Here is a 24,427-nt window from a genome sequence, read left to right as displayed (position 1 = left end):
ATCACACACAACGCATGATGGAGATACCCGTAGGAGCGACCAACGGTCGCGAAAAGACCCGCAGTGCGGCATTCTCGACCGTTGGTCGCTCCAACAGATTTCTTACCCGGCCCGGCGCAGCAGCAGCACCCCGGCCACGGCACAGACACCGGCCGGCACCAGCACGGCGAACAGTGGCGAGAAGCCGAACACCAGGCTCGAAGGCCCCAGCAGGTCCTGGGCGATGCGGAAGATGAAGCCCACCAGCACGCCGGTGAATACGCGCTGGCCCAGGGTCACCGAACGCAGCGGGCCGAAGATGAACGAAATGGCCATCAGCACCAGCGCCACGGTCACCAGCGGCTGCAGCACCTTGGTCCAGAACGCCAGCCAGTAGCGGCCGTTGTTCAGGCCCTGGTCACCCAGGTAATGGGCATAGCTCCACAGGCCGGTGATCGACAACGATTCCGGCGGCATGATCACCGTGCTCAGCAACTGCGGGCTCAGGGAGACGTCCCAGCGCTCGGTCGGTGTCTTGACGATATCGGTCTGGCCATTGCGGAAATGCGTGGTCGTGATATCGCTCAGTTCCCAGTAATCCTGCTGGTAGTTGGCCTGCCGGGCAAAGCTGGAAGTCAGCATGTGGCGCTGCTCGTCGAAGCGGTAGCGGGTCACGCCGTACATCAGCCCGTTGGGCTGCACGCTGTTGATATGGATGAACTCATCACCCTGGCGGTGCCACAGGCCATGCTTGGCGCTTTGTGACTCGCCGGTGCCCTGGGCCAGCGAGCGGTCGGCCTGGCCCTTGTTCTCGGCGGCCGGCGCCACGTACTCGCCCACCAGCACACCGACCAGCATCAGCACCAGCATCGGCTTCATCACCGCCCAGACAATGCGGCCGATGGACACGCCGGCGGCGCGCATGATGGTCAGCTCGCTGCTGCTGGCCAGGCTGCCCAGGCCGATCAGGCAGCCGATCAGTGCGGCCATCGGCAGCATTTCGTAGACCCGGCGCGGCGCGGTAAGCAGCACGAAGGCGCCGGCGTCCATCAACGTGTAGCTGTCGCTGATGTCGCCCATCTCGTCGATCAGCGCAAACAGCGACGCCAGCCCGAGGATGATGCCCAGCACGGCCAGGATCGCCACGAAGACGCTCTTGCCGATGTAGCGATCAAGCATTCCCATGAGCCACCTCCCCTGCGCTGCGGCGAGCCGCCCGCTTCAGGCGTAGCGGCTCCCAGTACAGCAGCAACAGGCCGATCGCCAGGAACAGCCCATGAACCCACCACATACCCAGGGCCATGGGCAGCTTGCCCTTCTCCAGGGCGCCGCGCACGGCAATCAGAATCGTCAGGTAGGCCATGTACAGAAGAATCGCCGGCAAGAGTTTCAGATAACGGCCCTGGCGCGGGTTGACCCGCGACAGGGGCACGGCCATCAGGGTCACGATGAACACCAGGATCGGCAGCGACATGCGCCAGTGCAGTTCGGCCTGGTAACGCGGGGTGTCGTTGCCGAACAGCTCGGCGGTGGGGATCGCATCGCGCTCGGTGACTTCGGCGCTGATTTCAGGCTTGGGCAGCAGGGCACCGTAGGTGTCGTACTGGATGGCCCGGTAATTGGCCTCGCCCGGGTTGCCGTCGTAGCGATAGCCGTTTTCCAGCACCAGGAAGCGGCTGCCGTCGGGACGCACTTCCTGGCGGCCCTTCTCGGCGACCAGCACGGTGATGCCGCTCTCCTTGCTCTTGTCGCCGGACAGGCGCCGCTCGGAAATGAAGATACCGCCCAGTTGGGTACGGTCTTCGGACAATTGCTGGGTGTAGGTCACGCGGGTGCCGTCACGCAGCGCCTGGAAACGTCCGGGCACCAGGGTGTCGAACTCGGTCAGCGAATCCTGCTTGTTGATCAGCACCGAGAACTGCGCAGCCCCCTGCGGTGCCAGGCTGAAACTCAGCCAGGCCACCAGCAGGGCGATCAGCGCCGCCGGCGCCAGGGTAATGGCCAGCAGGCGCTGCTGGCTCATGCCGGTGGCCGCCAGCACGGTCATCTCGCTTTCCAGGTACAGCCGGCCGTACGCCAGCAGGATGCCGAGAAACAGCCCCAGCGGCAGGATCAGTTGCAGAAAGCCCGGCAGGCGAAAGCCCATGATCAGGAACAGTACGCCAGGGTCGAGCGCACCCGAGGCCGCCTGGGCCAGGTACTTGATGAAGCGCCCGCTCATGATGATGACCAGCAGCACGGCGCTGACCGCACTCAATGTGACCAGCACTTCCCGGGACAGATAACGAAAGACAATCAAACCAGACACTCCAGGTTTGCCAGGCGCACTTGGCCGGACAAGGGAAAAGACGAGCCACGGTACAGGCGAAAAAGATGCGGCATTATCCTGTGATTGACTGCTTCTGTCACTGCGCGGCCCGGATAGTTCTCACATCCATGTCCTACAGCGCTCGATCGGGGTTGTCAGCCGTTGCCGCACAGGGTCAAACTGCGGGTCGACTTCAATCCAGGCCTGTGCAAATAGTCGCTTGCATACGCCTGGAACCCGCCCGGCCCTGCCGCGCGCTGATCCTTCATTCATGCAATTGCAAAGCTCACAGTCATTCGGGGACCCTACATGGAATTGGTTGTTAAAAGCGTCAGCCCAGAAACCTTGAAAACCGCCACCCTGATCCTGGCCGTCGGCGAAGGCCGCACGCTGGGTGCAGCGGCCAAAAGCGTCGATACCCTGAGCGGCGGTGCCCTGACAGCGGTGCTCAAGCGCGGCGACCTGGCCGGCAAGGTCGGCCAGAGCCTGCTGCTGCACAGCCTGCCCAACCTCAAGGCCGAACGCGTGCTGCTGGTGGGCGTGGGCAAGGACGAAGAGCTGTCTGATCGCCAGTTCAAGAAAGTCATCGCGGGCATCCTGTCCAGCCTCAAGGGCCTGGGTGGCAACGATGCGGCCATCGCGCTGGACGAAGTTCGGGTCAAGCAGCGTGAAACCTACGGCAAGACCCGCCTGCTGGCCGAGACCCTGCTCGACGGCGAATACGTCTTCGACCAGTTCAAGACCACCAAGGCTCCGGTTTCGGTCCTGAAGAAAATCACCCTGCTGACCGCCAAGGCCAGCACCGCCGAAGTCGAAAGCGCCGTCACCCACGCCCGTGGCATCGCCACTGGCATGGCCCTGACCCGCGACCTGGGCAACCTGCCGCCGAACATCTGCCATCCCACCTACCTGGGCGAACAGGCCAAGGCGCTGGGCAAGGCGCACAAGAACCTCAAGGTCGAGGTGCACGACGAGAAGAAACTCAAGGAACTGGGCATGGGCTCGTTCCTGGCCGTGGCCCAGGGCAGCGCCCAGCCACCGCGCCTGATCGTCATGCAGTATCAGGGCGGCAAAAAGAGCGAGAAGCCCTACGTGCTGGTCGGCAAGGGCATCACCTTCGACACCGGCGGCATCAGCATCAAGCCGGCCGCCGGCATGGACGAAATGAAATTCGACATGTGCGGCGCGGCCAGTGTGTTCGGCACCCTGCGTGCGGTGCTGGAGTTGCAATTGCCGATCAACCTGGTGTGCATCATCGCCGCCGCCGAGAACATGCCCAGCGGCACCGCGACCCGCCCGGGCGATATCGTCACCACCATGAACGGCCTGACGGTCGAGATCCTCAACACCGACGCCGAAGGCCGCCTGGTCCTGTGCGATGCCCTGACCTATGCCGAGCGCTTCAAGCCACAGGCGGTGATCGACATCGCCACCCTGACCGGCGCCTGCGTCGTGGCCCTGGGCGCCCATACCTCGGGCCTGCTGGGCAACAACGATGCGCTGGTCAACCAGCTGCTCGACGCCGGCAAGCAAGCCGACGACCGCGCCTGGCAGCTGCCGCTGTTCGACGAATACCAGGAGCAACTGGACAGCCCGTTCGCCGACCTCGGCAACATCGGCGGCCCGAAGGCCGGCACCATCACGGCGGCGTGCTTCCTGTCGCGCTTCACCAAGGCCTATGACTGGGCGCACCTGGACATCGCCGGCACCGCCTGGCTCAGCGGCGGCAAGGACAAGGGTGCCACGGGCCGTCCGGTGCCGTTGCTGACCCAGTACCTGCTCGACCGCGCCGGAGCCTGACCGCGCACTGCGCCTTGCCTGGCCGGCAAGGCGCAGCCGGTAACCGCCTATGACCCAGATCGACTTCTATATCCTGCCCAGCCCCACCCTCGAAGCGCGGCTGGACTTTGCCTGCAAGCTCACCGAGAAAGCCTGGCGCCTCGGCCACCGGGTCTACCTGCATTGCAGCGACGCCACCCAGCGTGCCGACCTCGACGCCCGGCTGTGGCGCTTCAAGGGTGAAAGCTTCGTGCCGCACGGCGATGCCGAAACCGACGCACACGCCCCTGTGGTGTTGGGCCTGGGCGATGATCCGGGCGCGCATCAGGATTTGCTGATCAACCTCGACCTACGCATCGCCCCTTTTTTCAAGCGTTTTGCCCGCGTGGCCGAAGTGGTGACCGAAGAACCGACGATCCGCCTGTCGGCCCGCGAGAGCTTCCGGGAATACCGCAAACAAGGCTATGCTCCGCAAGATCACCGACTACAGCGTCTTTGAGCACACGATGGACACTTCAAAAAAAGCAGAATCGGCACACCTGTTGAACGACCTTGAATCGATCCGCAGGCTGCTGGAAGATGAAAACCTGCAACCGCCGCTGTTGACCGAAACGGTGCTCAGCGACACGCAGATCCCTATGCTGTCCGACAGGGTCGAACGCTCGCCACAACCGGCTCCGGCGCCTGCACCGGTTGCCCAGCTCGCACCACCGCCCGTGGCTGCTGCACCGGCACCGGCAAAACCTGCAGCGCCCAGTGTCGATGCCCTCCTGCACCTGGACACCGAACTGCGCTCGGCCGCGCAACTGATCATGCAGGACGTGATCAACGACTTTGCGCCGCATATCGAGACCGAGATCAAGCGAAGGCTTGAGGCGCGGCTAGAGCGGTTGTTGAGTCAGTATCCGAAGTGAGCAGACGCGCGGTGAAGGTGCGAATGAGGCGTGCGGATGGCGACTACCGGGGGACAAGATTCGAGCGAATCTTTTTAATCAAAGCTCGTGTTCTTTCATGTTCCTGTAAAAGCATGGCGTGTCGAGACACCAAGTAATTAAGCCTGCCAGGTATCGAATCAAGCTCTGCCAACCGCTCAGGAGTTGATGAGTACCCCCGTCTCTTTCGAGTCAGCGCTTTAACATAGTCCAAAGGTTGTGCGCCTTTTTTGTCCGCGACACTGTCCAGGAATGACTGAATATTTCCTTCACTCACTGAACGCTGCTCAATCATTTTTTCTTCTTGAATTCGTCCAGCTTGCTCAAACGTATTTTTATAAGATTTGTCACGTTTGAGCCTGGCGGGTAACACATCGGGCCTGCGTCCTTGCAAATCCTGCTTTATTTTCAAAAGCGCTTCAGGATCCGTAGCGTCGACCTTAGCTGTCTTTGAGACTCCCAGCACTCGATTATTCATCGTAGAGGACGTTAGGCTCACATTGAGCAGTTCGTCTTTAGAAAGATGTTTGAATATCAACTCATGCATTTCACCTGGCAGTTTCTCAAAGGGTGAAAGCCTCATGCCAAGAACACGTGACAGGGGGGCATGACCGCTTGGATCATTTCTGTTAACCGGATCCCCCGAGCAATACGCATACGCATTCAGCCCACCCCGCCCAAACGGGCTCAGACTGTCCGGCTGGTTAAAACGCATCAACACCGGATTGAACGCACGATAACCATTGCCCAGCCAGTAATGCCCGGTCACCGGATCAGGACGCTCTCCGTTAAAACCCAGAAACGTATTTGCCGGCGGCCGATGCCCATAAGGGCTGTAGCCGAACGACTGTGAACCGTGCCCATCCAGCGCCTGCAACACACTGCCTTGCACGTCAGTGCCAAGTAAAACCACCTGCCCCCCCCGAACCATCAACATGCTGCTCGGCCAGTAACCGGTCCTGAACACGGACTACGCGCCGGTGCAGCGCGCCTTGTATCTCGACGCTCAAGCGGTTTCTTTGATAGAACGGCCATACCGGCGCCTGTGCCTCTATTGCGGTACTGGCCAGACGGTCCAGCGCGTCATAGCGATACTGACAGTAAGCAGTCATGGTAGAAGCAAGAATGCTCATGGTGCAGCCTCGGTAAACATGCTCATGCACCGCATGATCCCCCCTCGCCTGTCGGCCGCCAACTAACAGATCTGCGAGGTCCGCCGAACCTGTCGCGTGGCACTTATGGCTTGTCGCGGGTCGGCAGGGCTATACTTGCCGGTTTCCGAATCAATGTCACAGGGTTCCCGCCGCGCATGGACAAGACTTACCAGCCGCACGCCATCGAAACTTCCTGGTACCAGACCTGGGAGTCCGAGAACTACTTCGCTCCGCAAGGCGCAGGTGACTCGTACACCATCATGATTCCGCCGCCAAACGTGACCGGCAGCCTGCACATGGGCCACGGCTTCAACAACGCGATCATGGACGCCCTGATCCGTTTCCGGCGCATGCAAGGTCGCAATACCCTGTGGCAACCGGGCACCGACCACGCCGGCATCGCCACCCAGATGCTGGTCGAGCGTCGCATCGAGGCCCAGGGCCTGAGCCGCCATGACCTGGGCCGCGAGCAGTTCCTGGACAAGGTCTGGGAATGGAAGGCCGAGTCCGGTGGCAATATCAGTCGCCAGATTCGCCGCCTGGGCTCCTCGGTGGACTGGAGCCGCGAGCGCTTCACGATGGACGACGGCATGTCGGCCGCCGTGCAGGAAGCCTTCGTGCGCCTGCACGAAGACGGCCTGATCTATCGCGGCAAGCGCCTGGTCAACTGGGACACCAAGCTGCACACGGCCATTTCTGACCTGGAAGTCGAGAACCACGACGAGAAAGGCCACCTGTGGAACCTGCGCTACCCGCTGGCTGACGGCGCCACCACCGCCGAAGGCAATGGCTACCTGGTCGTGGCCACCACCCGCCCGGAAACCATGCTCGGTGATGCGGCCGTGGCCGTGAACCCTGAAGATGAACGCTACAAGGCCCTGATCGGCAAATTCGTCGAGCTGCCGCTGGTGGGTCGCCGCATTCCGATCATCGCCGATGACTACTGCGACCCCGAGTTCGGCACCGGCTGCGTGAAGATCACCCCGGCCCACGACTTCAACGACTATGAAGTCGGCAAGCGCCACAACCTGCCACTGCTCAATATCTTCGACAAGAACGCTGCCGTGCTGCCGGCCGCCCAGGTGTTCAACCTCGACGGCACGCTCAATACAGACGTCGACGGTCAATGGCCGGCCGAGTACGCCGGCCTGGACCGTTTCGAGGCACGCAAGCGCATCGTCGCCGCGTTCGACGCCGCCGGCCTGCTGGTCAGCGTGGACGACCACGCCCTGAAAGTGCCGAAGGGCGACCGCTCCGGCACCATCATCGAGCCGTGGCTGACCGACCAGTGGTACGTGTCGACCAAGCCGCTGGCCGAGCCTGCCATTGCCGCGGTCGAAGACGGCCGTATCGCCTTCGTGCCCAAGCAATACGAAAACATGTACTTCTCGTGGATGCGCGACATCCAGGACTGGTGCATCAGCCGTCAGCTGTGGTGGGGCCACCGCATCCCGGCCTGGTACGACGCCTCGGGCAAGGTCTATGTCGGTCGCGACGAAGCCGAAGTGCGCGCCAAGCACAACCTGGGCAGCGACGTGGCGTTGCAACAGGACAATGACGTACTGGACACCTGGTTCAGCTCGGGCCTGTGGACCTTCTCCACCCTGGGCTGGCCGGAAAAGACCGAAGCGCTCAAGACCTTCCACTCCACCGACGTGCTGGTCACCGGCTTCGACATCATTTTCTTCTGGGTCGCCCGGATGATCATGCTCACCATGCACCTGGTGAAAAATGAAGACGGCACCCCGCAAGTGCCGTTCAAGACCGTGTACGTGCACGGCCTGGTCCGCGACGGCCAGGGCCAGAAAATGTCCAAGTCCAAGGGCAATGTCCTGGACCCGCTGGACATCGTCGACGGCATCGACCTGGAAACCCTGGTGCAGAAACGCACCACCGGCCTGCTGCAACCGCAACTGGCCAAGAAGATCGAGAAACAGACCCGCCAGGAGTTCGCCGAAGGCATCGCCAGCTACGGCACCGACGCCCTGCGCTTTACGTTCTGCTCGCTGGCCTCCACCGGCCGCGACATCAAGTTCGACATGGGCCGCGTCGAAGGCTATCGCAATTTCTGCAACAAAATCTGGAACGCCGCCCGCTACGTGCTGGACAAGGGCGAGGACTGCGGCCAGAACGGCGAAGCCTATGAGCTGTCGCTGCCGGATCGCTGGATCATCTCGCAGCTGCAACGCACCGAAGCCGAAGTGACCCGCCAACTGGACCAGTTCCGCTTCGACCTGGCCGCCCAGGCCCTGTACGAGTTCATCTGGAACCAGTACTGCGACTGGTACCTGGAGCTGTCCAAGCCGGTGCTGTGGGACGAGAACGCTCCGGTCGAGCGCCAGCGCGGCACCCGTCGCACCCTGGTGCGCGTGCTGGAAGTCGCCCTGCGCCTGGCTCACCCGTTCATGCCGTTCATCACCGAGGAAATCTGGCAGCGCCTGGCGCCGCTGGCCGGTGCCGAAGGCAAGACCATCATGCTGCAACCGTGGCCGGTGGCCAACGAAGCCCGTATCGATGAAGCCGCCGAAGGCGATATCGAATGGCTCAAGGGCCTGATGCTGGCGGTGCGCAACATTCGTGGCGAAATGAACATCGGCCCAGGCAAGCCGCTGCAACTGTTCCTCAACAACGCCAGTGCCGAAGACGTACGCCGCCTGGGCGACAACGAGCACCTGCTCAAGAAGCTGGCCAAACTCGAATCGATCACCGTCCTGGCGCCGGGTGCCGAGGCACCGCTGTCGGCCACCGGCCTGGTGGGCGAGATGCAAGTGCTGGTGCCGATGGCCGGCCTGATCGACAAGGGCGCGGAACTGGCACGCCTGGACAAGGAAATCCAGCGCCTGCAAGGCGAAGTGCAGCGCGTGGGCGGCAAGCTGTCCAACGCCGCCTTCGTCGACAAGGCGCCGCCTGAGGTGATCGCCAAGGAACGCGCCAAGCTGACTGAAGCCGAACAGGCGCTGGGCAAGCTGGCCGAGCAACACGCCCGCATCAGCAGCCTCTGAAGCGGCGTTACGATCAGCCAGCCCGTTCGCGGGCTGGCTTTTTTATGCACGTACCAATTGCCATCGGATACGGCCATGACCGACACGCCCAAGCCTGCACGCAAGAAACCCCAACGCCCGGCCAAGCCGGCCGCGCCTAAAGAAAAAGCCACCCTGCACCCGCGCAACCGCCACCAGGGTCGTTATGACTTCCCGGCGCTGATCAAAAGCAGCCCGGACCTGGCCGAGTTCGTCATCCTCAACCCCTATGGCAAGCAGAGCATCGACTTTGCCAACCCACAGGCGGTACGGGTGTTCAACCGGGCGCTGCTCAAGGCGCACTACCGCATCAAACACTGGGACATCCCGGCCGACTACCTGTGTCCACCGATTCCGGGACGCGCCGACTACCTGCACTTTCTCGCCGATCTGCTGGCCGAGCATAACCAGCAGGTGATTCCGCGCGGTGCGGCGGTCAAGGTGCTGGACGTCGGCACTGGCGCCAACTGCATCTACCCGCTGCTGGGGCATGCCGACTACGGCTGGCACTTCTTGGGTTCGGAGATCGACGCCAAGGCCCTGGCGGCCGCCGCCACCATCGTCAAGGCCAACGGCCTGGGCAAGGCCATCAGCCTGCGCCAGCAAGGCAACCGCCAGCACATCCTGCACGGCCTGCTCGACAGCACCGAGCGCTTTGACCTGAGCCTGTGCAACCCACCCTTCCATGCCTCGCTGGATGAAGCCACGCGCGGCAGCCAGCGCAAATGGCGGGCCCTGGGCAAGGCTGACCCCAAGCGCAAGCTGCCGGTGCTCAATTTCGGTGGCCAGGCGCAGGAACTGTGGTGCGAGGGTGGCGAGATCGGCTTTGTCACCCGCCTGATCGACGAAAGCGCGCAACTGCCTGAGCAAGTGCTGTGGTTCAGCACCTTGGTGTCCAAGGCAGCGAACCTGCCCGAGATCCAGCAACGCCTGAAAAAGAGCGGCGCCTTCGAGGTGCGAGTGGTGGAGATGGGCCAGGGGCAGAAGCAGAGCCGCTTTGTCGCCTGGACCTTTCATGATGCCGCCGAGCAGGCTGCGTGGCGCGCCGGGCGCTGGATCCAGGCCTGAGGGCCGGACAGCAGGCATAAAAAAACCGTGTCGGGTGAACCCGTACACGGCTTTTTCAAGCAAGCGTGAGCTTACTTGTTGATCGAGTCGGTCAGCACTTTGGCTGGAACGAACTTGACCACTTTCTTGGCAGCGATTTCGATGGCAGCGCCAGTCGAAGGGTTGCGGCCGGTACGCGCTGGACGCTCGGTGACTTTCAGCTTGCCAATACCTGGCAGAGTGATTTCAGCACCGTTTTCCAGTTGATCAGCAACGATCTGGCCCAACTGCTCCAGGGCGCTACGCGCGGTGGATTTCGGCGCGTCGATAGCTTCTGCGATATCGGCGATCAACTGGTCTTTGGTAAGAGCCATGTAGTGTTCCTTCCCTATAAAATTCATATGGATTGCAGAGTGCAACGTCGGCCATTGGCAGCCACGATCAATCGCGAAGTTGTAGATACTGAAACCATGATTTGGTTCGCCAGCACGCGCACAAACTGCATGCCTGACGCGCTGGAGTGCGCAGGACCGCGCAAAACTAGCACAGAGCCGGGCAAATATCCGCCTCTGCCTATCCTTTTGGTCAGGTTTTGCGGACTTTGGCGCAAAAAAAGCGATTGAAAATCGCTGGTTGGACGAAAAACAGCCGCATCGGCCATTCGCGCCGACCCTGCGGTACACTGGCGGCCTTGCCACGAGCCGCACCGATCTTCACTTTCACGAGCCGAGAAATCCATGCCGATCCGTCATTGCATCGTCCACCTGATCGACAAGAAACCCGACGGCACGCCTGCAGTGCTGCATGCGCGCGACAGCGAACTGGCCGAATCCGCTGCCATCGAAAACCTGCTGGCCGACCTCAACGAAAGCTACAACGCCAAACAGGGCAAAGCCTGGGGGCTGTTTCATCCCGAGTCCGGGGCTTACCCGTTCAGTGGCTGGCTCAAGGAGTACCTGGAGACCAGCAAGGACTTCACCGCCTTTACCCGCACCGCGGTCGAGCACCTGCAAAAGCTGATGGAAGAATCCAACCTGTCAGTCGGCGGCCACGTGCTGTTCGCCCACTACCAACAAGGCATGACCGAGTACCTGGCCATTGCCTTGCTGCACCACAGCGAAGGCGTGGCGGTGACCGATTCGCTCGATGTCACCCCGTCGCGGCATCTGGACCTGGGCCAGTTGCACCTGGCGGCGCGCATCAATATCTCCGAGTGGCAGAACAACAAGCAGTCTAAACAGTACATCTCGTTCATCAAGGGCAAGAACGGCAAGAAGGTCTCGGAGTACTTCCGTGACTTCATCGGCTGCCAGGAAGGCGTCGACGGCCCCGGCGAAACCCGCACGCTGCTCAAGGCCTTCAGCGACTTCGTCGAAAGCGAAGACCTGCCCGAAGAAGCCACCCGCGAAAAGACCAAGGCGCTGGTGAGCTATGCCACCAGCCAGAGCAAGCTGGGCGAGCCCATCGCCCTGGACGAGCTGTCCGAGCTGATCGACGAAGAACGCCCCAAGGCGTTCTACGACCATATCCGCAACAAGGACTACGGCCTGTCGCCGGAGATCCCGGCCGACAAACGCACCCTGAGCCAGTTCCGCCGCTTCACCGGCCGTGCCGAGGGCCTGTCGATCAGTTTCGAGGCCCATCTGTTGGGTGACAAGGTCGAGTACGACGAGGAAGCCGGCACCCTGATCATCAAGGGCCTGCCCACCCAGCTCACCGACCAGTTGAAACGACGCTGAACCGATGCTGCAACGGACCCTCAAGAAGGTCGCGCTGATTCTGCTGGTGGTGGTCATCTACCAGAACCGGGGGCAGATCGAGCACTTCATCAACCCGCCCACGGCCCAGCAGGCGCAGCGCTACAGCCAGGCGCGGGTGGTGATGTACTCGACCAGTTGGTGCGGCTACTGCAAGCAGGCACGGCGCCTGCTCGACAGCAAAGGGATTGCCTTCAAAGAATACGACATCGAAACCAGCGCCGAAGGCCGCCAGGCCTATGAAGCACTGGGCGGGCGTGGCATCCCGCTGCTCGATGTCAACGGCACCCTGCTGCGCGACTTTTCCGACCAGCAAATCGAAGCGGCATTGCAGTGACCTGGCGCGCAGCCAACACTGGCCCGATGCAGGAGCGCGCCCTTCAAACGCAAAATAAATTATCGATTTTATTGAGCTTAAAATTCACTCCTTGTGGGAGGCGGCCGGCGATTGAGCGCGAAGCGCTCGCAGAAATCTGTGAAACGCTGCAGATTTATGACTGCTGCGCAGCCGGTCGCGGTGGTCCGGCATTCCGGTAAACGCGCGCCACACAAGACCCATGTTTGCTGCGCGACAATGCGCCTAGCGCTTCTCGATCCTGAACCCCAGCCGCGGGAAGTGCACATGCACGGTGCCTGCGCGATCATCTTCGCGGCGCAGGATCAGTTCTTCAGTGCCGGCATGCACCAGTTGCCCTTCCACCCCGTCCACACCGTAATCAACAGCAGAAATCATGACCTGATCACCCGCCTTGAAACCGTTGGGATCGTTGAACCCTTCAGCCGGCAATTCAACAGGGGTGGTATTGAAAGCAGTCTGAATGGCGTCTTCTGCGCTCATGGGGCTGGCGGCACCGTGGCCAAACCCTTCGACGCGCTTGAGCCATGCCACCACGGCCGGGTATTTATCCACCGCCGGTGCCGTCACCGGGGTCTGGCGCAGGAACCACATGGGGTGAGCCACGGCGAAGTCGGCAATCGATGGTTCGCCAAACAGGTAGTCGCCATGACGCTGCAGTTGTTGCTCAAGGCGCGCCATGAAGGTCGGCCACTGGTGCAACGACTGCTGCAAGGGCAGTCGCGAGGCTGCGCCACCGGCAAACAGCGCAGCGCGGTCGGCCTTGAAGGCTTCTACCGCTTCAGGCGACAGCTTGGCGAACCGCAGGGCGATCGACTCGGGCTGGAACACCTGGCTGACCGCGTGCTGGAACAGGGTCGCGTCGGCCCAGGCGGCCAGGGCGGTGACGGCAAATTCCTGGCCTTCGGGGTAGAACGCCGGCGAGGCTTTTTCCTGTTCCAGGCGCCGGGCGATCAGCGCGGTGTCGCAGTAGATGTCTGCGCCCACCTGCAGCACCGGGGTCTTGCGGTAACCGCCGGTCAGCGCGGTCAGGTCGGGCTTGGGCATGACCGCCGGGATGAATACCGAACGCCACGACAGGCCCTTGTAGCCCAGCATCAGGCGGGCTTTTTCAGCGAAGGGAGAAGCCGGGTAATGGTGCAGGATCAGCTCGGACATGGATCGATTCCTTGCGTGGAAAAGTCCTGAGCTTAGCGCGTGCACAACAGCCGTGCCTATCGCGATCTCAGTACGCCTCTGCTGCGGTCCCGGAAATGGCCAAAAGCCCCGCAGAGTCGGCCAAGGCTTCCTTGGCACGCTTGCGCAGCTTCTTGATCAGCCGCTCGTGGCGCAACGCCTCGCCTTTGCTCGGCCAGGCTTCCACGTACACCAGTGCCACCGCCGGGCTGGAGTGGAAATAGCGCGCGCCCTTGCCGCTCTGGTGCATGAGAAACCGGCGATAAGGGTCGTTGCTGATGCCGCAGTACAACGAGCCGTTGGCCGCGCGCACCAGATAGACGTACCAGGGTTTTTCCGGCACGTCCTCGGGCGTGACCTCAGCCACGCCGTTTCTCGCCAAACGCCTTGAGGCCCTTGTGCGCCTGGGCACGAATGGCGTTCTGCACCAGGGGCGACCAGCCCAGCAACAGGCCCTTGAAGCCCAGTGCCTGGCGTGACCAGCGCCACAGGTCGAAATGGTCGTGGTGTTCGCAGATCTTGCCGTCGCGCAGCACAAAGCGCGCCTGAATGGCGTTGACCACGGTGCGTCCGGTCTGGCTGAACAGATAAGTCGCCACCCAGTGCGCACTGCCGGTGCGGTCGTCGGCACGGACCTGATCAAAGGTTACCGAGAAGTTCTGGGCACGGGCGGTGAGCATGCGCCACATGTCGCCGGCCTGGGCGCCGCGCAGGGTGCCGAACACCGGGTCGCTGAACAACACATCCTCGCTGTAGCACTCGGCCATGGCCTCGGCATCGAGGCGCTGGAAAGCCTCGTAGAAACGGCTGATCACGGCACTGTTGAGCTGGCTTTGTTCTTCGTAGTCCATGCGGGCAGACGTCCTGGCGGAAAGGTGGCTGCACGATAAGCGGCAAACGGCCTGCTTGCCAACTGCCTCATGCAGCCCTTGCGGCTCAGGACTGTTGCTCAGGGCGTATCGCGGGTGACCTGCACCTGCCGCGCCCGTCCCGCTCCAAGGCCGGCGATGACCGCACCCAGGCCCAGCAGGCCGAAAATCCAGCCGATCGGTCCCCAGGTACCGGTGAGGTCATGCACCACACCCACGGCAAACGGCCCGATAGAGGCGACCGTGTAGCCGATGCCCTGAGCCATGCCCGACAGGTTCGAGGCCACATGCGAGTCAGCCGAGCGCAGCACGATCAGCGCCAGGGCCAGGCTGAAAGTCCCGCCCTGGCCAATACCCAGAATGATCGCCCAGCCCCACAAGCCTTCGACCGGGGCATACAGGCAACCGAACAGGCCGGTCAGGGTCATGCCCATGACCACCACGATCGCCAGGCGCTGGTCCTTGCCACGGGTGGCCAGCCAGGGCGCGCTCAAGGCGCTGATGAGCTGGCAGATGATCGAACCGGACAGCAGCAGGCCGGCCTCGGTCGGCTCCAGGCCGCGACCGATCAGGATCGAGGGCAGCCAGCCAAACACGATGTACGACAGCGACGATTGCAGGCCCATGTACAGGGTCACTTGCCAGGCCAGCGGATCACGCAGCAGGCCGCGCACACGTACTTGTGTGCGCTGCGTATCGTGGGACGGACGCGCCTGTGGCCACCAGAACAGTGCTGCCAGCAAGGCCGGAATCGCCCAGAACGCCAGGCTGGCATCCCAGCGGTCGCCGAACAGCTGACTCAGCGGCACGCTGGCCCCGGCTGCCAGGGCCGCGCCCAGGCACAATGCCATGGTGTAGACACCGGTCATCGCGCCGGCCTGGGCCGCAAAGTCGCGCTTGACGATACCGGGCAACAACACGCCGATCACGCCGATACTGGCTCCGGCCAGCAGGCTGCCGGCAAACAGCCCGACAGTGCCCAGGGTGCTGCGCAGGCCGATGCCCAGCGCCAGGACGAACAGAATGCCCAGCACCACCCGCTCACTGCCAAAGCGTCGGGCCAGCCAGGGTGCCAACGGTGCAAACAGCCCCAGGCACAGCACTGGCAGGGTGGTCAACAGGCCGGCTTGTGCCGCCGACAGCCCCAGCGCCCTCGAGACGTCATTGAGCAGCGGCGCCACGCTCGACAGCGCCGGACGCAGGTTGATGGCCACCAGCACCAGGCCCAGCAGCAACAGCCAGGTACGCAGGCGCGCCGGTGCAGGGCCATCCGGGGCGTGGATCAGGGTGTCATTGGAAGGTGAAGGGTCGCGCGGTGCCTTGGCAGTCATTGGGTCCTCAGGTATCAGGTATCGCCCTCGTCGCAGGGAGGGCCGAATATCCTGTTGGAGACGCCCGGGGATTACAAGGTTCAGCCTGCTGCAAGCGAGTGGCGTGGACCTCACGTATTCGTGCCAGTCAGTCAAGACGGGGGGTCGCCCATGACGGCTTGAAACGCAATCGAATGTGGGAGGGGGCTCTGCCCGCGATTGGCTTCGCCAGCCAGGCCGGGGTGTTCCTGCTGGCCGGGCTAGCCTGTGATAGAGGTTCCGACCCTCTTCGGGCCGGGCCACTTTGTCTTGGCAAAGTGGCGCAAACCGTTTGCTCCTGGTTTCGGCCCCTTCGGGGTTCCCTCCTTCCGGCATTACTCCGGGGGCCGCCGCTTATGGGCCGTCCCTGCCTGATCGATCGTTTCCGAAAGCGGCAAAGTACCCCTGCCGAAAATGAAAATGCCAGTCAGCTTGACTGACTGGCATTAGACACAAGGCCTGATTATTTCTTTAAAGCAGCAACCCGATCAATGAATGATCTGGCTGAGGAACAGCCGGGTGCGGTCGCTTTGCGGGTTGTCGAAGAAGTCGTTTGGCGCGGCTTGCTCGACGATTTCGCCCTTGTCCATGAAGATCACGCGGTTGGCCACGGTACGGGCAAAGCCCATTTCGTGGGTCACGCACAGCATGGTCATGCCCTCTTCAGCCAGGCTGACCATGGTGTCGAGCACTTCCTTGACCATTTCCGGGTCCAGGGCCGAGGTCGGCTCGTCGAACAGCATGATCTTGGGCTTCATGCACAGCGCACGGGCAATCGCCACCCGCTGCTGCTGGCCACCAGACAGCTGGCCAGGGTACTTGTTGGCCTGCTCCGGAATGCGCACACGCTCCAGGTAGTGCATGGCGATTTCTTCGGCCTGCTTCTTCGGCATCTTGCGCACCCACATGGGCGCCAGGGTGCAGTTCTGAAGAATGGTCAGGTGCGGGAACAGGTTGAAGTGCTGGAACACCATGCCCACTTCACGGCGGATGGTCTCGATCTGCCGCAGGTCGGAGGTCAGCTCGGTGCCATCGACAATGATGCGCCCCTGCTGGTGCTCTTCCAGGCGGTTGATGCAACGGATGGTGGTCGATTTGCCCGAGCCCGAAGGCCCGCACAGCACGATACGCTCACCCTGACGCACGTTGAGGTTGATGTCCTTGAGCACATGGAACTGGCCGTACCACTTGTGTACGCCTTCCAGACGGATCATGCCTTCGGCGCCCAGCGGCTTTTTGACTGCTTCACTCATCACGAAACTCCTAACGCTTGTGGCCAGTGTCCAGCTTGCGCTCCAGATGCATGGAGTAGCGGGACATACCGAAACAGAAAATCCAGAACACCAGGGCTGCGAAGACATAGCCTTCGGTGGCCATGCCCAGCCAGGTCGGGTCGGCCGCAGCCTGCTTGACACTGTTGAGCAGGTCGAACAGGCCGATGATGATCACCAGGCTGGTGTCCTTGAACAAGGCAATGAAGGTGTTGACGATGCCGGGAATGACCAGCTTCAGGGCTTGCGGCAGGATCACCAGGCCCATCGAGCGCCAATAGCCCAGGCCCATGGCCGCAGCGGCTTCGTACTGGCCCTTGGGAATGGCCTGCATGCCGCCACGCACCACTTCGGCGATGTAGGCCGACTGGAACAGGATCACGCCGATCAACGCCCGCAGCAGCTTGTCGAAGTTCATGCCTTCGGGCAGGAACAGCGGCAGCATGACCGAGGACATGAACAGCACGGTGATCAGCGGCACGCCGCGCCAGAACTCGATGAAGGTCACGCAGACCACCTTCACCGCCGGCATGTTCGAACGCCGTCCCAGTGCCAGCAGGATCCCCAGCGGTAAGGCGCCGGCGATACCGACGGTGGCGATGACCAGCGTCAGCATCAGGCCGCCCCATTGGCTGGTGGCCACGGTGGTCAGGCCGAACGCGCCACCATGCAGCAGGTAGAACGCGATGATCGGGTACAGCACCAGGAAGCTCAGGCCGTAGGCGACCTTGCGCTCGAAGGCCTTGATGAACAGCGGTGCAATGCCGACGATGGCCAGGATCACGGTCAGGTCGACACGCCAGCGTTGGTCGCCGGGGAAGTAGCCGTACATGAACTGGCCGAAGCGCTGCTCGATGAACACCCAGCACGCGCCGGCCTTGGTGCAGTCGGCGCGGGTGGTGCCGATCCAGTTCGCATCCAGAATGGCCCAGTTGATGATCGGTGGCAGAATCAGCCAGACCAGATACAACGAAAACAGGGTCAGTACGGTGTTGAACCAGCCGGAGAACAGGTTGCTGCGCATCCAGCCGACCACACCCACGGTGGATTTCGGCGGCGCCAGATTGGGTTTGAACGTATGTGTACTCATGCGCGTTTCCTCACCGCTCGATCAGCGCAATGCGCTTGTTGTACCAGTTCATCAACAGGGAAATGCTGATGCTGATTGCCAGGTACACGCTCATGGTGATGGCAATGACTTCAATAGCCTGGCCAGTCTGGTTGAGCACGGTGCCGGCGAACAGCGAAACCATTTCCGGATAACCGATACCGGCGGCCAGGGAAGAGTTCTTCACCAGGTTCAGGTATTGGCTGGTCAGTGGCGGAATGATCACCCGCAAGGCCTGCGGAATGATGACCTTGCGCAGGGTCGGTCCCTGGCGCAGGCCCAGCGAGCGGGCCGCCTCGGTCTGGCCGTGGCTGACCGACTTGATGCCGGAACGCACGATCTCGGCGATGAACGCCGCGGTGTACACCGTCAGGGCCAGGGTCAGCGCCAGCAGTTCAGGGATCAGTACCCAGCCGCCAACGAAGTTGAAACCGCGCAGCTCGGGCATTTCCCAGTGCACGGGGGCACCGGCGACCAGGATGCTCAACGCCGGGATCACCAGCATCAGGGCCAGGCCTGCCCAGAACTTGTGGAACGGCTCGCCGGTGGCCTCGAAGCGCTTGTTGGCCCAGCGAACCATGAGCAAGGTGGCAATCACCGCGACCACCAGGCTGACCAGGAACGCGGTCACGCCTTCGGCAGCCATCGCCCGGGGCATGTTCACACCGCGGCTGCTGACATAGAACATGTCGAGGTAGCCATGGGCGTTGCGTGGACCAGGGAGCGTCAGGAAGACGGCAAAGTACCAGAACAGGATCTGCAGCAACGGCGGGATATTGCGAAATACCTCGACGTAGACGGTCGCCAGCTTGTTGATCATCCAGTTGGACGACAAGCGGGCAATACCGATGCTGAAGCCCAGCAGGGTCGCCAGGATGATGCCGATGAACGACACCAGCAAGGTATTGAGCAAGCCGATCAGAAAGACACGGGCATAGCTGTCGGCTTCGGTGTAGTCGATCAGGTGCTGGGCGATACCGAAGCCTGCACTGCGCTCGAGAAAGTCGAAACCGGAGGTGATGCCGCGATGTTCAAGGTTGGTCTGGGTGTTGTCGTACAGGAACCAGCCCAGAGAGATCACCGCCACGATGGTGATGATCTGGAATAGCCAGGCGCGCACTTTGGGGTCGCTCAGGGTGAGCTTTTGTTTGGGTGCGTCGATATGTTTTTGCATGAAATGCCCCGGAAAAGATGGAACCGTGCAAAACGCCGGGCGGCCCGTTCAGGCCGCCCGGCGCAGGGTCAGATCAGCGAATCGGAGGAGCGTACTGAATGCCGCCGTTGTTCCACAGTGCGTTCAGGCCACGCTTGATTTTCAAAGGCGTGGTTTCGCCCAGGTTACGGTCGAAGACTTCGCCGTAGTTACCCACTTGCTTGACGATCTTCACGACCCAGTCCTTCGGCAGCTTCAGGTCCTTGCCGTATTCGCCATCGGCGCCGAGCATACGGGCCACGTCAGGGTTCTTGGTCGACTTGGCTTCGGCTTCGACGTTCTTGGAGGTCACGCCCGCTTCTTCGGCGTTGAGCATGGCGAACAGGGTCCACTTGACGATGGCCAGCCATTCTTCGTCGCCTTTACGCACGACCGGGCCCAGTGGCTCCTTGGAGATCACTTCCGGCAGAACGACGTAGGAGTCCGGGTTGGCCAGCTTGCTGCGCTGTGCGTAGAGCTGCGACTGGTCGGAGGTCAGTACGTCGCAACGGCCGCTTTCCAGCGACTTGGCGCTTTCGTCGGAGGTGTCGAAGGTGATCGGGGTGTACTTGAGGCCATTGGCGCGGAAGTAGTCGGAAACGTTCAGCTCGGTGGTGGTACCGGCCTGGATGCACACGGTGGCGCCGTCCAGTTCCTTGGCGCTCTTGACGCCCAGCTTGTTGTTTACCAGGAAGCCGATGCCGTCATAGTAGGTCACGCCGGCAAAGGTCAGGCCCATGCCCGAGTCACGCGAGCTGGTCCAGGTGGTGTTGCGCGACAGCACGTCGATTTCGCCCGATTGCAGTGCGGTGAAGCGCTCCTTGGCGTTCAACTGGCTGAACTTGATCTTGGTGGCGTCACCGAAGACAGCGGCGGCTACGGCGCGGCAGACGTCAGCGTCGATACCGGTGATGGTGCCCTTGGCATCTGGAACGGAGAAGCCTGGCAGACCGTCGCTGACGCCGCACTGGACAAAGCCCTTCTTCTGGACTGCATCAAGCGTTGCGCCGGCATTGGCGGCACTGGTGATGCCCAGTGCAGCGAAAGCGGTCACTACGGCCAGGGTGGATTTCAACATCTTCATTCATAACCTCCAGTTTGCTCTTTGTTGTGTGGGAGCTTTAGTCACGCCGCACCCTTGTGGGGCATCAACGACCCGTGCTGGCATTTTTTTGGGTCATGCGACGTTGGGTCTGTTCATTAAACGGGCCCAGGATCCTCCTGTTGCCCGCTTGTAACGGTTACCCCCTCGCCTCGCGAACCAAAGCCCCATGATTTTTCCGTATCTTGAGTGACGGAATGAATCGTGCCGTGAATCCTGTAGCTGGGATTCGCGTGCTGCGCCGACCGGTGATAGCCAAATAGTGTTACCGGACGACGTGAGCGCTCTGACTCCGCTTGTTCCATAGCAAAGCGCGTACCAGACTGCTGGCTGATTCGATAAACCTACAGGTCAAGCGCAAAAGTTGTACCCTTGCGACATCTTCGTTCAGATTTGAATGGGCCGCGCCAGGCCCGGCACTTATTGAATGCACGGTTGATACCGTAGCGCACCAGACTGGAGCAACCATGACCCACCCATTGATACTTGAGCCCACCAAAGACGCCGATGCCTGTGTGATCTGGCTGCATGGCCTGGGCGCCGACCGCACTGATTTCGAGCCGGTTGCCGAAGCCTTGCAGACCACGCTGACCACCACCCGCTTCGTGTTACCGCAGGCGCCCATGCGCGCTGTCACCATCAATGGCGGCTATCAGATGCCAAGCTGGTACGACATCATCGCCATGAGCCCGGCGCGGGCCATCAGCCATGAAGAACTCGAGGCATCGGCACAGACCGTACTCGACCTGATCGAAGCCCAGCGCGACAGCGGCATCGATCCGGCGCGGATCTTCCTGGCCGGGTTCTCGCAAGGTGGCGCCGTGGTGCTGCACACCGCCTACCGCCGCTGGCAGGGGCCGCTGGGCGGGGTCCTGGCGCTGTCGACCTACGCGCCGACCTTCACCGACCAGATGACCCTGTCGGCCAGCCAGCAGCGCATTCCGGCCTATTGCCTGCATGGCTATCACGACGAAGTGGTGCTCAATGCCATGGGCCGTACCGTCTATGAGTACCTCAAGTCGCTGGGCGTCGACGTGCAGTGGCAGGAATACCCCATGGGCCACCAAGTGTTACCCCAGGAGATTTCCGACATCAGGACCTGGCTCGGCGACAAGCTGCGGTAACACCCGTGCTTGCGCATTTATCCCCAGGTCTTGTAGCCCTGTATGGATGACACTACGCCGAGCATGAAACTTGCTTTACACTGCTCGGCGTACATTCCTTGACCAATTGACGAGATGACCGTGCTCAAAGCACTCAAGAAGATGTTCGGTAAAGACGAGGCCGAGCCGCTCGCGCCCCTTCCGACTGCATCGACCCCCGCTCCAGTGATGACCGACGACACCCTCCCCGTCCAGCCCGTGGCTGCGACACCGCCTTCTGTTTCACCCCTGCCGACGACCAGCGAACCCTCTGCACTGGCAGAGACGCCCCAGGCCAAGCCGCCTCGGGCCGAACGCCCGCGCCGCGAACGCCCGCCCAGACCGGTCGACACCTGGAAGCCCGAAGACTTCAGCGTCGAGCCCCAGGAAGGCAAGACCCGTTTTCATGATTTCAACCTTGCACCGTCGGTGATGCATGCCATCCACGACCTGGGCTTTCCTTATTGCACGCCGATCCAGGCCGGCGTGCTGGGTTACACCCTCAGGGGCCGCGACGCCATTGGCCGGGCGCAGACCGGCACCGGCAAGACCGCGGCCTTTCTGATTTCGACCATCACCCAGTTGCTGCAGACCCCGCCGCCCGCCGAGCGCTACATGGGCGAGCCGCGTGCACTGATCATCGCCCCGACCCGCGAACTGGTGGTGCAGATCGCCAAGGACGCCGCCGACCTGACCCGCTACACCGGCCTGAACGTGATGAGCTTCGTCGGTGGCATGGACTTCGACAAGCAGCTCAAGCACCTCGAAGCGCGCTACTGCGACATTCTGGTGGCCACGCCGGGCCGCCTGCTGGACTTCAACCAGCGCGGCGAAGTGCACCTGGACATGGTCGAGGTGATGGTGCTGGACGAAGCCGACCGCATGCTCGACATGGGTTTCATTCCGCAGGTGCGCCAGATCATCCGCCAGACCCCGCACAAGGGCGAGCGCCAGACCCTGCTGTTCTCGGCCACTTTCACCGAAGACGTGATGAACCTGGCCAAGCAGTGGACCACGGACCCGGCCATTGTCGAGATCGAGGCCGAGGGCCTGGCCAACGCCAATGTCGAACAGCACATCTATGCCGTGGCTTCGGCCGACAAGTACCGGTTGCTGTACAACCTGGTCAACGACAACGGCTGGGAGCGGGTCATGGTCTTTGCCAACCGCAAGGACGAGGTGCGGCGCATCGAGGAACGCCTGGTACGCGACGGCGTAAATGCCGCTCAGCTGTCAGGCGACGTGCCGCAGCACAAGCGTATCAAGACCCTGGAAGGCTTTCGCGAAGGCAAGATCCGCGTGCTGGTGGCCACCGACGTGGCCGGGCGCGGGATCCACATCGACGGCATCAGCCATGTGATCAACTTCACCCTGCCGGAAATGCCCGACGACTATGTGCACCGTATCGGCCGTACCGGTCGGGCCGGTGCCGACGGCGTGTCGATCAGCTTTGCCGGCGAAGACGATTCCTACCAGTTGCCGGCCATCGAAGAGAAGCTGGGGCGCAAGATCAGCTGCGAAATGCCACCGACCGTGCTGTTGCGCCCGGTGGAACGCAAGCGCACCTGAGAGACCTGCCTTCGCGACCGCTGGTCGCTCCTGCAAGGGTGCGGCACACCCGTGGGAGCGACCAACGGTCGCGAAAGGGCCGGCACATTCGGCCTTTTCAGCCCCCGCCGATCATGCCTCTGCCCAGGATCAATCCCAACGCCGGGCCGCTTGCTGGTCGCTGGTGCGGCCTTCGACCCAGCGGGGGCCTTCGGGGGTGTCCTCGCGCTTCCAGAACGGTGCGCGGGTCTTGAGGTAATCCATGATGAACTCGCAGGCCTCGAACGCGGCCTGCCGGTGCGCGCTGGTCACCCCCACGAACACGATCGGCTCGCCCGGCGCCAAGTGACCCACCCGGTGCAGGACCTCGACACCCAGCAACGGCCAGCGCTCGCCGGCCTGGTCGATGATCGTGCCCAGCGCCTTTTCAGTCATGCCCGGATAATGCTCCAGAAACATGCCTGACACCGGCTGGCCGTCATTGAAGTCGCGCACATAGCCGACAAAACTCACGACCGCCCCGACACCGCGGTTGGCCGCATGCAGGGCGTTGACCTCGGCGCCGGCATCGAAGGCGGCGACCTGGACCCGAACGTTCATGCTCATCCTCCGGTCACCGGTGGAAAGAAGGCCACCTCATCACCGCTCTCGACCGGCTCGGCCAGCGTGCACAGTGCCTGGTTGCGCGCGCACATCAAGCCCTGCTCGGCCAGCACTTGCCAGGCCTCGCCCCGCCCCAGCAGCAGTTGACGCACGTCGTCCAGGTGGCTGAACGTACCCTCCAGCGACTCGCTGTCCAGGCCCAGCACTTCACGGTAACGGGCAAAATACTGCACGGTCAGGCGCATGGGGCGCCCTCCTCGGCATCGGCCTGGTAGTGGCCGCTCTTGCCGCCGAGTTTTTCCAGCAGGCGCACCGACTCGATGACCATGCCGCGGTCAACGGCCTTGCACATGTCGTAGATTGTCAGCGCCGCGACACTGGCAGCGGTCAACGCTTCCATTTCCACGCCGGTCTGCCCGGACAGTTTGCAGCGCGAGGTGATCAGCACCGCGTCATCGCCCTCGGCCGTCAGTTCGACCTTGACGCCGGTCAGCATCAGCGGATGGCACAGCGGAATCAGGTCACTGGTCTTCTTGGCGGCCTGGATGCCGGCAATGCGCGCCACAGCAAACACATCGCCTTTGGGGTGGCCGCCGGCGACGATCATTTGCAGGGTGGTGGGCAACATGCGCACCCGCGCCTGGGCCACCGCTTCGCGGAAGGTCACGGCCTTGTCGGTCACATCGACCATATTGGCGCGGCCCTGGGAATCGAGATGAGTCAGCACAATCGTTAC

Annotated in this window: 26 protein-coding genes; 9 read left to right on the top strand and 17 right to left on the bottom strand. The window is 62.4% G+C overall.

The window, feature by feature from the left end; all coding sequences use genetic code 11:
- Positions 1-102 precede the first annotated feature (102 nt).
- Together lptG and lptF are read right to left on the bottom strand one after the other, a co-directional pair.
- The gene (gene lptG / locus DGA31_RS10820; RefSeq protein WP_109512513.1) at positions 103-1,164 is read right to left on the bottom strand and encodes an LPS export ABC transporter permease LptG; all 1,062 of its coding nucleotides are present in this window, start codon (positions 1,162-1,164) and stop codon (positions 103-105) included.
- On the bottom strand, positions 1,151-2,278 hold the full coding sequence (gene lptF, locus DGA31_RS10815; RefSeq protein WP_056841582.1) for an LPS export ABC transporter permease LptF: 1,128 nt from the start codon (positions 2,276-2,278) through the stop codon (positions 1,151-1,153). Before lptF ends, lptG begins: the two co-directional genes overlap by 14 nt.
- A gap of 318 nt (positions 2,279-2,596) precedes the next feature.
- Between lptF and DGA31_RS10810 the strand changes: the two genes are divergently transcribed.
- From DGA31_RS10810 to DGA31_RS10800, 3 genes are read left to right on the top strand one after another with little or no spacing between them, the layout of a single operon-like run.
- A complete protein-coding gene (locus tag DGA31_RS10810) occupies positions 2,597-4,087 on the top strand; it encodes a leucyl aminopeptidase (protein WP_109512512.1) in 1,491 nt (496 codons plus the stop codon).
- A gap of 49 nt (positions 4,088-4,136) precedes the next feature.
- A complete protein-coding gene (locus tag DGA31_RS10805) occupies positions 4,137-4,565 on the top strand; it encodes a DNA polymerase III subunit chi (RefSeq protein WP_109512511.1) in 429 nt (142 codons plus the stop codon).
- A gap of 7 nt (positions 4,566-4,572) precedes the next feature.
- Positions 4,573-4,980 carry a DNA polymerase III subunit chi gene (locus DGA31_RS10800; protein ID WP_109512620.1) on the top strand — a complete coding sequence of 136 codons (408 nt, stop codon included), beginning with the start codon at positions 4,573-4,575 and terminating at the stop codon, positions 4,978-4,980.
- Positions 4,981-5,023: 43 nt separating this feature from the next.
- On the opposite strand, the gene DGA31_RS10795 is transcribed toward DGA31_RS10800, so the two are convergent.
- Together DGA31_RS10795 and DGA31_RS30225 are read right to left on the bottom strand one after the other, a co-directional pair.
- Positions 5,024-5,935: an RHS repeat-associated core domain-containing protein gene (locus DGA31_RS10795; RefSeq protein WP_241509564.1), complete on the bottom strand. Its 912-nt coding sequence runs from the start codon at positions 5,933-5,935 to the stop codon at positions 5,024-5,026.
- On the bottom strand, positions 5,892-6,131 hold the full coding sequence (locus tag DGA31_RS30225; protein ID WP_241509563.1) for a hypothetical protein: 240 nt from the start codon (positions 6,129-6,131) through the stop codon (positions 5,892-5,894). The genes DGA31_RS10795 and DGA31_RS30225 overlap by 44 nt, the downstream gene beginning before the upstream one ends.
- Positions 6,132-6,307: 176 nt before the next feature.
- Between DGA31_RS30225 and DGA31_RS10790 the strand changes: the two genes are divergently transcribed.
- On the top strand, positions 6,308-9,154 hold the full coding sequence (locus tag DGA31_RS10790; RefSeq protein ID WP_056841586.1) for a valine--tRNA ligase: 2,847 nt from the start codon (positions 6,308-6,310) through the stop codon (positions 9,152-9,154).
- A gap of 75 nt (positions 9,155-9,229) precedes the next feature.
- Positions 9,230-10,240 (top strand): 23S rRNA (adenine(1618)-N(6))-methyltransferase RlmF, encoded by a 1,011-nt coding sequence (gene rlmF, locus DGA31_RS10785; RefSeq protein ID WP_109512510.1) that lies wholly within the window; start codon positions 9,230-9,232, stop codon positions 10,238-10,240.
- Between the two features lie 71 nt (positions 10,241-10,311).
- Here rlmF and DGA31_RS10780 read toward each other — a convergent pair whose 3' ends face one another.
- Positions 10,312-10,593 (bottom strand): HU family DNA-binding protein, encoded by a 282-nt coding sequence (locus DGA31_RS10780; RefSeq protein WP_056841588.1) that lies wholly within the window; start codon positions 10,591-10,593, stop codon positions 10,312-10,314.
- A 211-nt stretch (positions 10,594-10,804) separates the two neighbouring features.
- On the bottom strand, positions 10,805-10,942 hold the full coding sequence (locus DGA31_RS29785) for a hypothetical protein (protein WP_153811671.1): 138 nt from the start codon (positions 10,940-10,942) through the stop codon (positions 10,805-10,807).
- Positions 10,943-10,956: 14 nt separating this feature from the next.
- On the opposite strand from DGA31_RS29785, the gene yejK reads away from it, so the two are divergent.
- Positions 10,957-11,958 (top strand): nucleoid-associated protein YejK, encoded by a 1,002-nt coding sequence (yejK, locus tag DGA31_RS10775; protein ID WP_056841589.1) that lies wholly within the window; start codon positions 10,957-10,959, stop codon positions 11,956-11,958.
- Between the two features lie 4 nt (positions 11,959-11,962).
- Positions 11,963-12,313, top strand: coding sequence for a glutaredoxin family protein (locus tag DGA31_RS10770; protein ID WP_056841590.1), 351 nt, complete (start codon positions 11,963-11,965; stop codon positions 12,311-12,313).
- A 243-nt stretch (positions 12,314-12,556) separates the two neighbouring features.
- On the opposite strand, the gene DGA31_RS10765 is transcribed toward DGA31_RS10770, so the two are convergent.
- The 8 genes from DGA31_RS10765 to DGA31_RS10730 form a co-directional block, all read right to left on the bottom strand.
- On the bottom strand, positions 12,557-13,489 hold the full coding sequence (locus DGA31_RS10765) for a glutathione S-transferase family protein (protein WP_109512509.1): 933 nt from the start codon (positions 13,487-13,489) through the stop codon (positions 12,557-12,559).
- Between the two features lie 67 nt (positions 13,490-13,556).
- Positions 13,557-13,874, bottom strand: a complete 318-nt coding sequence (locus DGA31_RS10760; protein WP_240043441.1) for a GIY-YIG nuclease family protein — start codon at positions 13,872-13,874, stop codon at positions 13,557-13,559.
- Complete coding sequence (locus DGA31_RS10755) at positions 13,867-14,358, bottom strand: nuclear transport factor 2 family protein (protein WP_056841593.1); 492 nt, start codon at positions 14,356-14,358, stop codon at positions 13,867-13,869. The genes DGA31_RS10760 and DGA31_RS10755 overlap by 8 nt, the downstream gene beginning before the upstream one ends.
- Positions 14,359-14,456: 98 nt before the next feature.
- Complete coding sequence (locus tag DGA31_RS10750; protein ID WP_109512507.1) at positions 14,457-15,707, bottom strand: CynX/NimT family MFS transporter; 1,251 nt, start codon at positions 15,705-15,707, stop codon at positions 14,457-14,459.
- 506 nt (positions 15,708-16,213) lie between these two features.
- On the bottom strand, positions 16,214-16,978 hold the full coding sequence (locus tag DGA31_RS10745; RefSeq protein WP_056841594.1) for an amino acid ABC transporter ATP-binding protein: 765 nt from the start codon (positions 16,976-16,978) through the stop codon (positions 16,214-16,216).
- Between the two features lie 10 nt (positions 16,979-16,988).
- Complete coding sequence (locus tag DGA31_RS10740; protein WP_056841595.1) at positions 16,989-18,086, bottom strand: amino acid ABC transporter permease; 1,098 nt, start codon at positions 18,084-18,086, stop codon at positions 16,989-16,991.
- 10 nt (positions 18,087-18,096) lie between these two features.
- Positions 18,097-19,278, bottom strand: coding sequence for an amino acid ABC transporter permease (locus DGA31_RS10735; RefSeq protein WP_109512506.1), 1,182 nt, complete (start codon positions 19,276-19,278; stop codon positions 18,097-18,099).
- A gap of 73 nt (positions 19,279-19,351) precedes the next feature.
- Entirely contained in the window at positions 19,352-20,380 is a 1,029-nt protein-coding gene (locus tag DGA31_RS10730) for an amino acid ABC transporter substrate-binding protein (RefSeq protein ID WP_109512505.1), read from the bottom strand.
- A 485-nt stretch (positions 20,381-20,865) separates the two neighbouring features.
- Here DGA31_RS10730 and DGA31_RS10725 point away from each other — a divergent pair, with 485 nt between their 5' ends.
- Both DGA31_RS10725 and rhlB read left to right on the top strand, forming a co-directional pair.
- Positions 20,866-21,522 (top strand): alpha/beta hydrolase, encoded by a 657-nt coding sequence (locus DGA31_RS10725; protein ID WP_056841598.1) that lies wholly within the window; start codon positions 20,866-20,868, stop codon positions 21,520-21,522.
- Positions 21,523-21,636: 114 nt separating this feature from the next.
- The gene (gene rhlB / locus DGA31_RS10720; protein WP_109512504.1) at positions 21,637-23,109 is read left to right on the top strand and encodes an ATP-dependent RNA helicase RhlB; all 1,473 of its coding nucleotides are present in this window, start codon (positions 21,637-21,639) and stop codon (positions 23,107-23,109) included.
- 129 nt (positions 23,110-23,238) lie between these two features.
- On the opposite strand, the gene moaE is transcribed toward rhlB, so the two are convergent.
- Genes moaE through moaC form a run of 3 tightly spaced genes read right to left on the bottom strand, consistent with a single transcriptional unit; the run spans position 23,239 to position 24,418 of the window.
- On the bottom strand, positions 23,239-23,688 hold the full coding sequence (moaE, locus tag DGA31_RS10715) for a molybdopterin synthase catalytic subunit MoaE (protein ID WP_056841600.1): 450 nt from the start codon (positions 23,686-23,688) through the stop codon (positions 23,239-23,241).
- Between the two features lie 2 nt (positions 23,689-23,690).
- A complete protein-coding gene (locus tag DGA31_RS10710; RefSeq protein ID WP_056841601.1) occupies positions 23,691-23,936 on the bottom strand; it encodes a MoaD/ThiS family protein in 246 nt (81 codons plus the stop codon).
- Positions 23,927-24,418, bottom strand: a complete 492-nt coding sequence (gene moaC, locus DGA31_RS10705; protein WP_056841602.1) for a cyclic pyranopterin monophosphate synthase MoaC — start codon at positions 24,416-24,418, stop codon at positions 23,927-23,929. The genes DGA31_RS10710 and moaC overlap by 10 nt, the downstream gene beginning before the upstream one ends.
- Positions 24,419-24,427: the final 9 nt, after the last annotated feature.

Source organism: Pseudomonas ovata (genome assembly GCF_003131185.1).
GTDB classification, from domain to species: Bacteria; Pseudomonadota; Gammaproteobacteria; order Pseudomonadales; family Pseudomonadaceae; genus Aquipseudomonas; species Aquipseudomonas ovata.
This window is presented reverse-complemented; position numbering and strand designations above follow the sequence as displayed.

Excerpts from the sequence above, each read along its gene's own strand:
- lptG (WP_109512513.1), bottom strand. The coding sequence starts at position 1,164 with ATGGGAATGCTTGATCGCTACATCGGCAAGAGCGTCTTCGTGGCGATC.
- DGA31_RS10810 (WP_109512512.1), top strand. The coding sequence starts at position 2,597 with ATGGAATTGGTTGTTAAAAGCGTCAGCCCAGAAACCTTGAAAACCGCC.
- DGA31_RS10805 (WP_109512511.1), top strand. The coding sequence starts at position 4,137 with ATGACCCAGATCGACTTCTATATCCTGCCCAGCCCCACCCTCGAAGCG.
- DGA31_RS10800 (WP_109512620.1), top strand. The coding sequence starts at position 4,573 with ATGGACACTTCAAAAAAAGCAGAATCGGCACACCTGTTGAACGACCTT.
- DGA31_RS10795 (WP_241509564.1), bottom strand. The coding sequence starts at position 5,935 with ATGTTGATGGTTCGGGGGGGGCAGGTGGTTTTACTTGGCACTGACGTG.
- DGA31_RS30225 (WP_241509563.1), bottom strand. The coding sequence starts at position 6,131 with ATGAGCATTCTTGCTTCTACCATGACTGCTTACTGTCAGTATCGCTAT.
- DGA31_RS10790 (WP_056841586.1), top strand. The coding sequence starts at position 6,308 with ATGGACAAGACTTACCAGCCGCACGCCATCGAAACTTCCTGGTACCAG.
- rlmF (WP_109512510.1), top strand. The coding sequence starts at position 9,230 with ATGACCGACACGCCCAAGCCTGCACGCAAGAAACCCCAACGCCCGGCC.
- DGA31_RS10780 (WP_056841588.1), bottom strand. The coding sequence starts at position 10,593 with ATGGCTCTTACCAAAGACCAGTTGATCGCCGATATCGCAGAAGCTATC.
- yejK (WP_056841589.1), top strand. The coding sequence starts at position 10,957 with ATGCCGATCCGTCATTGCATCGTCCACCTGATCGACAAGAAACCCGAC.
- DGA31_RS10770 (WP_056841590.1), top strand. The coding sequence starts at position 11,963 with ATGCTGCAACGGACCCTCAAGAAGGTCGCGCTGATTCTGCTGGTGGTG.
- DGA31_RS10765 (WP_109512509.1), bottom strand. The coding sequence starts at position 13,489 with ATGTCCGAGCTGATCCTGCACCATTACCCGGCTTCTCCCTTCGCTGAA.
- DGA31_RS10755 (WP_056841593.1), bottom strand. The coding sequence starts at position 14,358 with ATGGACTACGAAGAACAAAGCCAGCTCAACAGTGCCGTGATCAGCCGT.
- DGA31_RS10750 (WP_109512507.1), bottom strand. The coding sequence starts at position 15,707 with ATGACTGCCAAGGCACCGCGCGACCCTTCACCTTCCAATGACACCCTG.
- DGA31_RS10745 (WP_056841594.1), bottom strand. The coding sequence starts at position 16,978 with ATGAGTGAAGCAGTCAAAAAGCCGCTGGGCGCCGAAGGCATGATCCGT.
- DGA31_RS10740 (WP_056841595.1), bottom strand. The coding sequence starts at position 18,086 with ATGAGTACACATACGTTCAAACCCAATCTGGCGCCGCCGAAATCCACC.
- DGA31_RS10735 (WP_109512506.1), bottom strand. The coding sequence starts at position 19,278 with ATGCAAAAACATATCGACGCACCCAAACAAAAGCTCACCCTGAGCGAC.
- DGA31_RS10730 (WP_109512505.1), bottom strand. The coding sequence starts at position 20,380 with ATGAAGATGTTGAAATCCACCCTGGCCGTAGTGACCGCTTTCGCTGCA.
- DGA31_RS10725 (WP_056841598.1), top strand. The coding sequence starts at position 20,866 with ATGACCCACCCATTGATACTTGAGCCCACCAAAGACGCCGATGCCTGT.
- rhlB (WP_109512504.1), top strand. The coding sequence starts at position 21,637 with ATGACCGTGCTCAAAGCACTCAAGAAGATGTTCGGTAAAGACGAGGCC.
- moaE (WP_056841600.1), bottom strand. The coding sequence starts at position 23,688 with ATGAACGTTCGGGTCCAGGTCGCCGCCTTCGATGCCGGCGCCGAGGTC.
- DGA31_RS10710 (WP_056841601.1), bottom strand. The coding sequence starts at position 23,936 with ATGCGCCTGACCGTGCAGTATTTTGCCCGTTACCGTGAAGTGCTGGGC.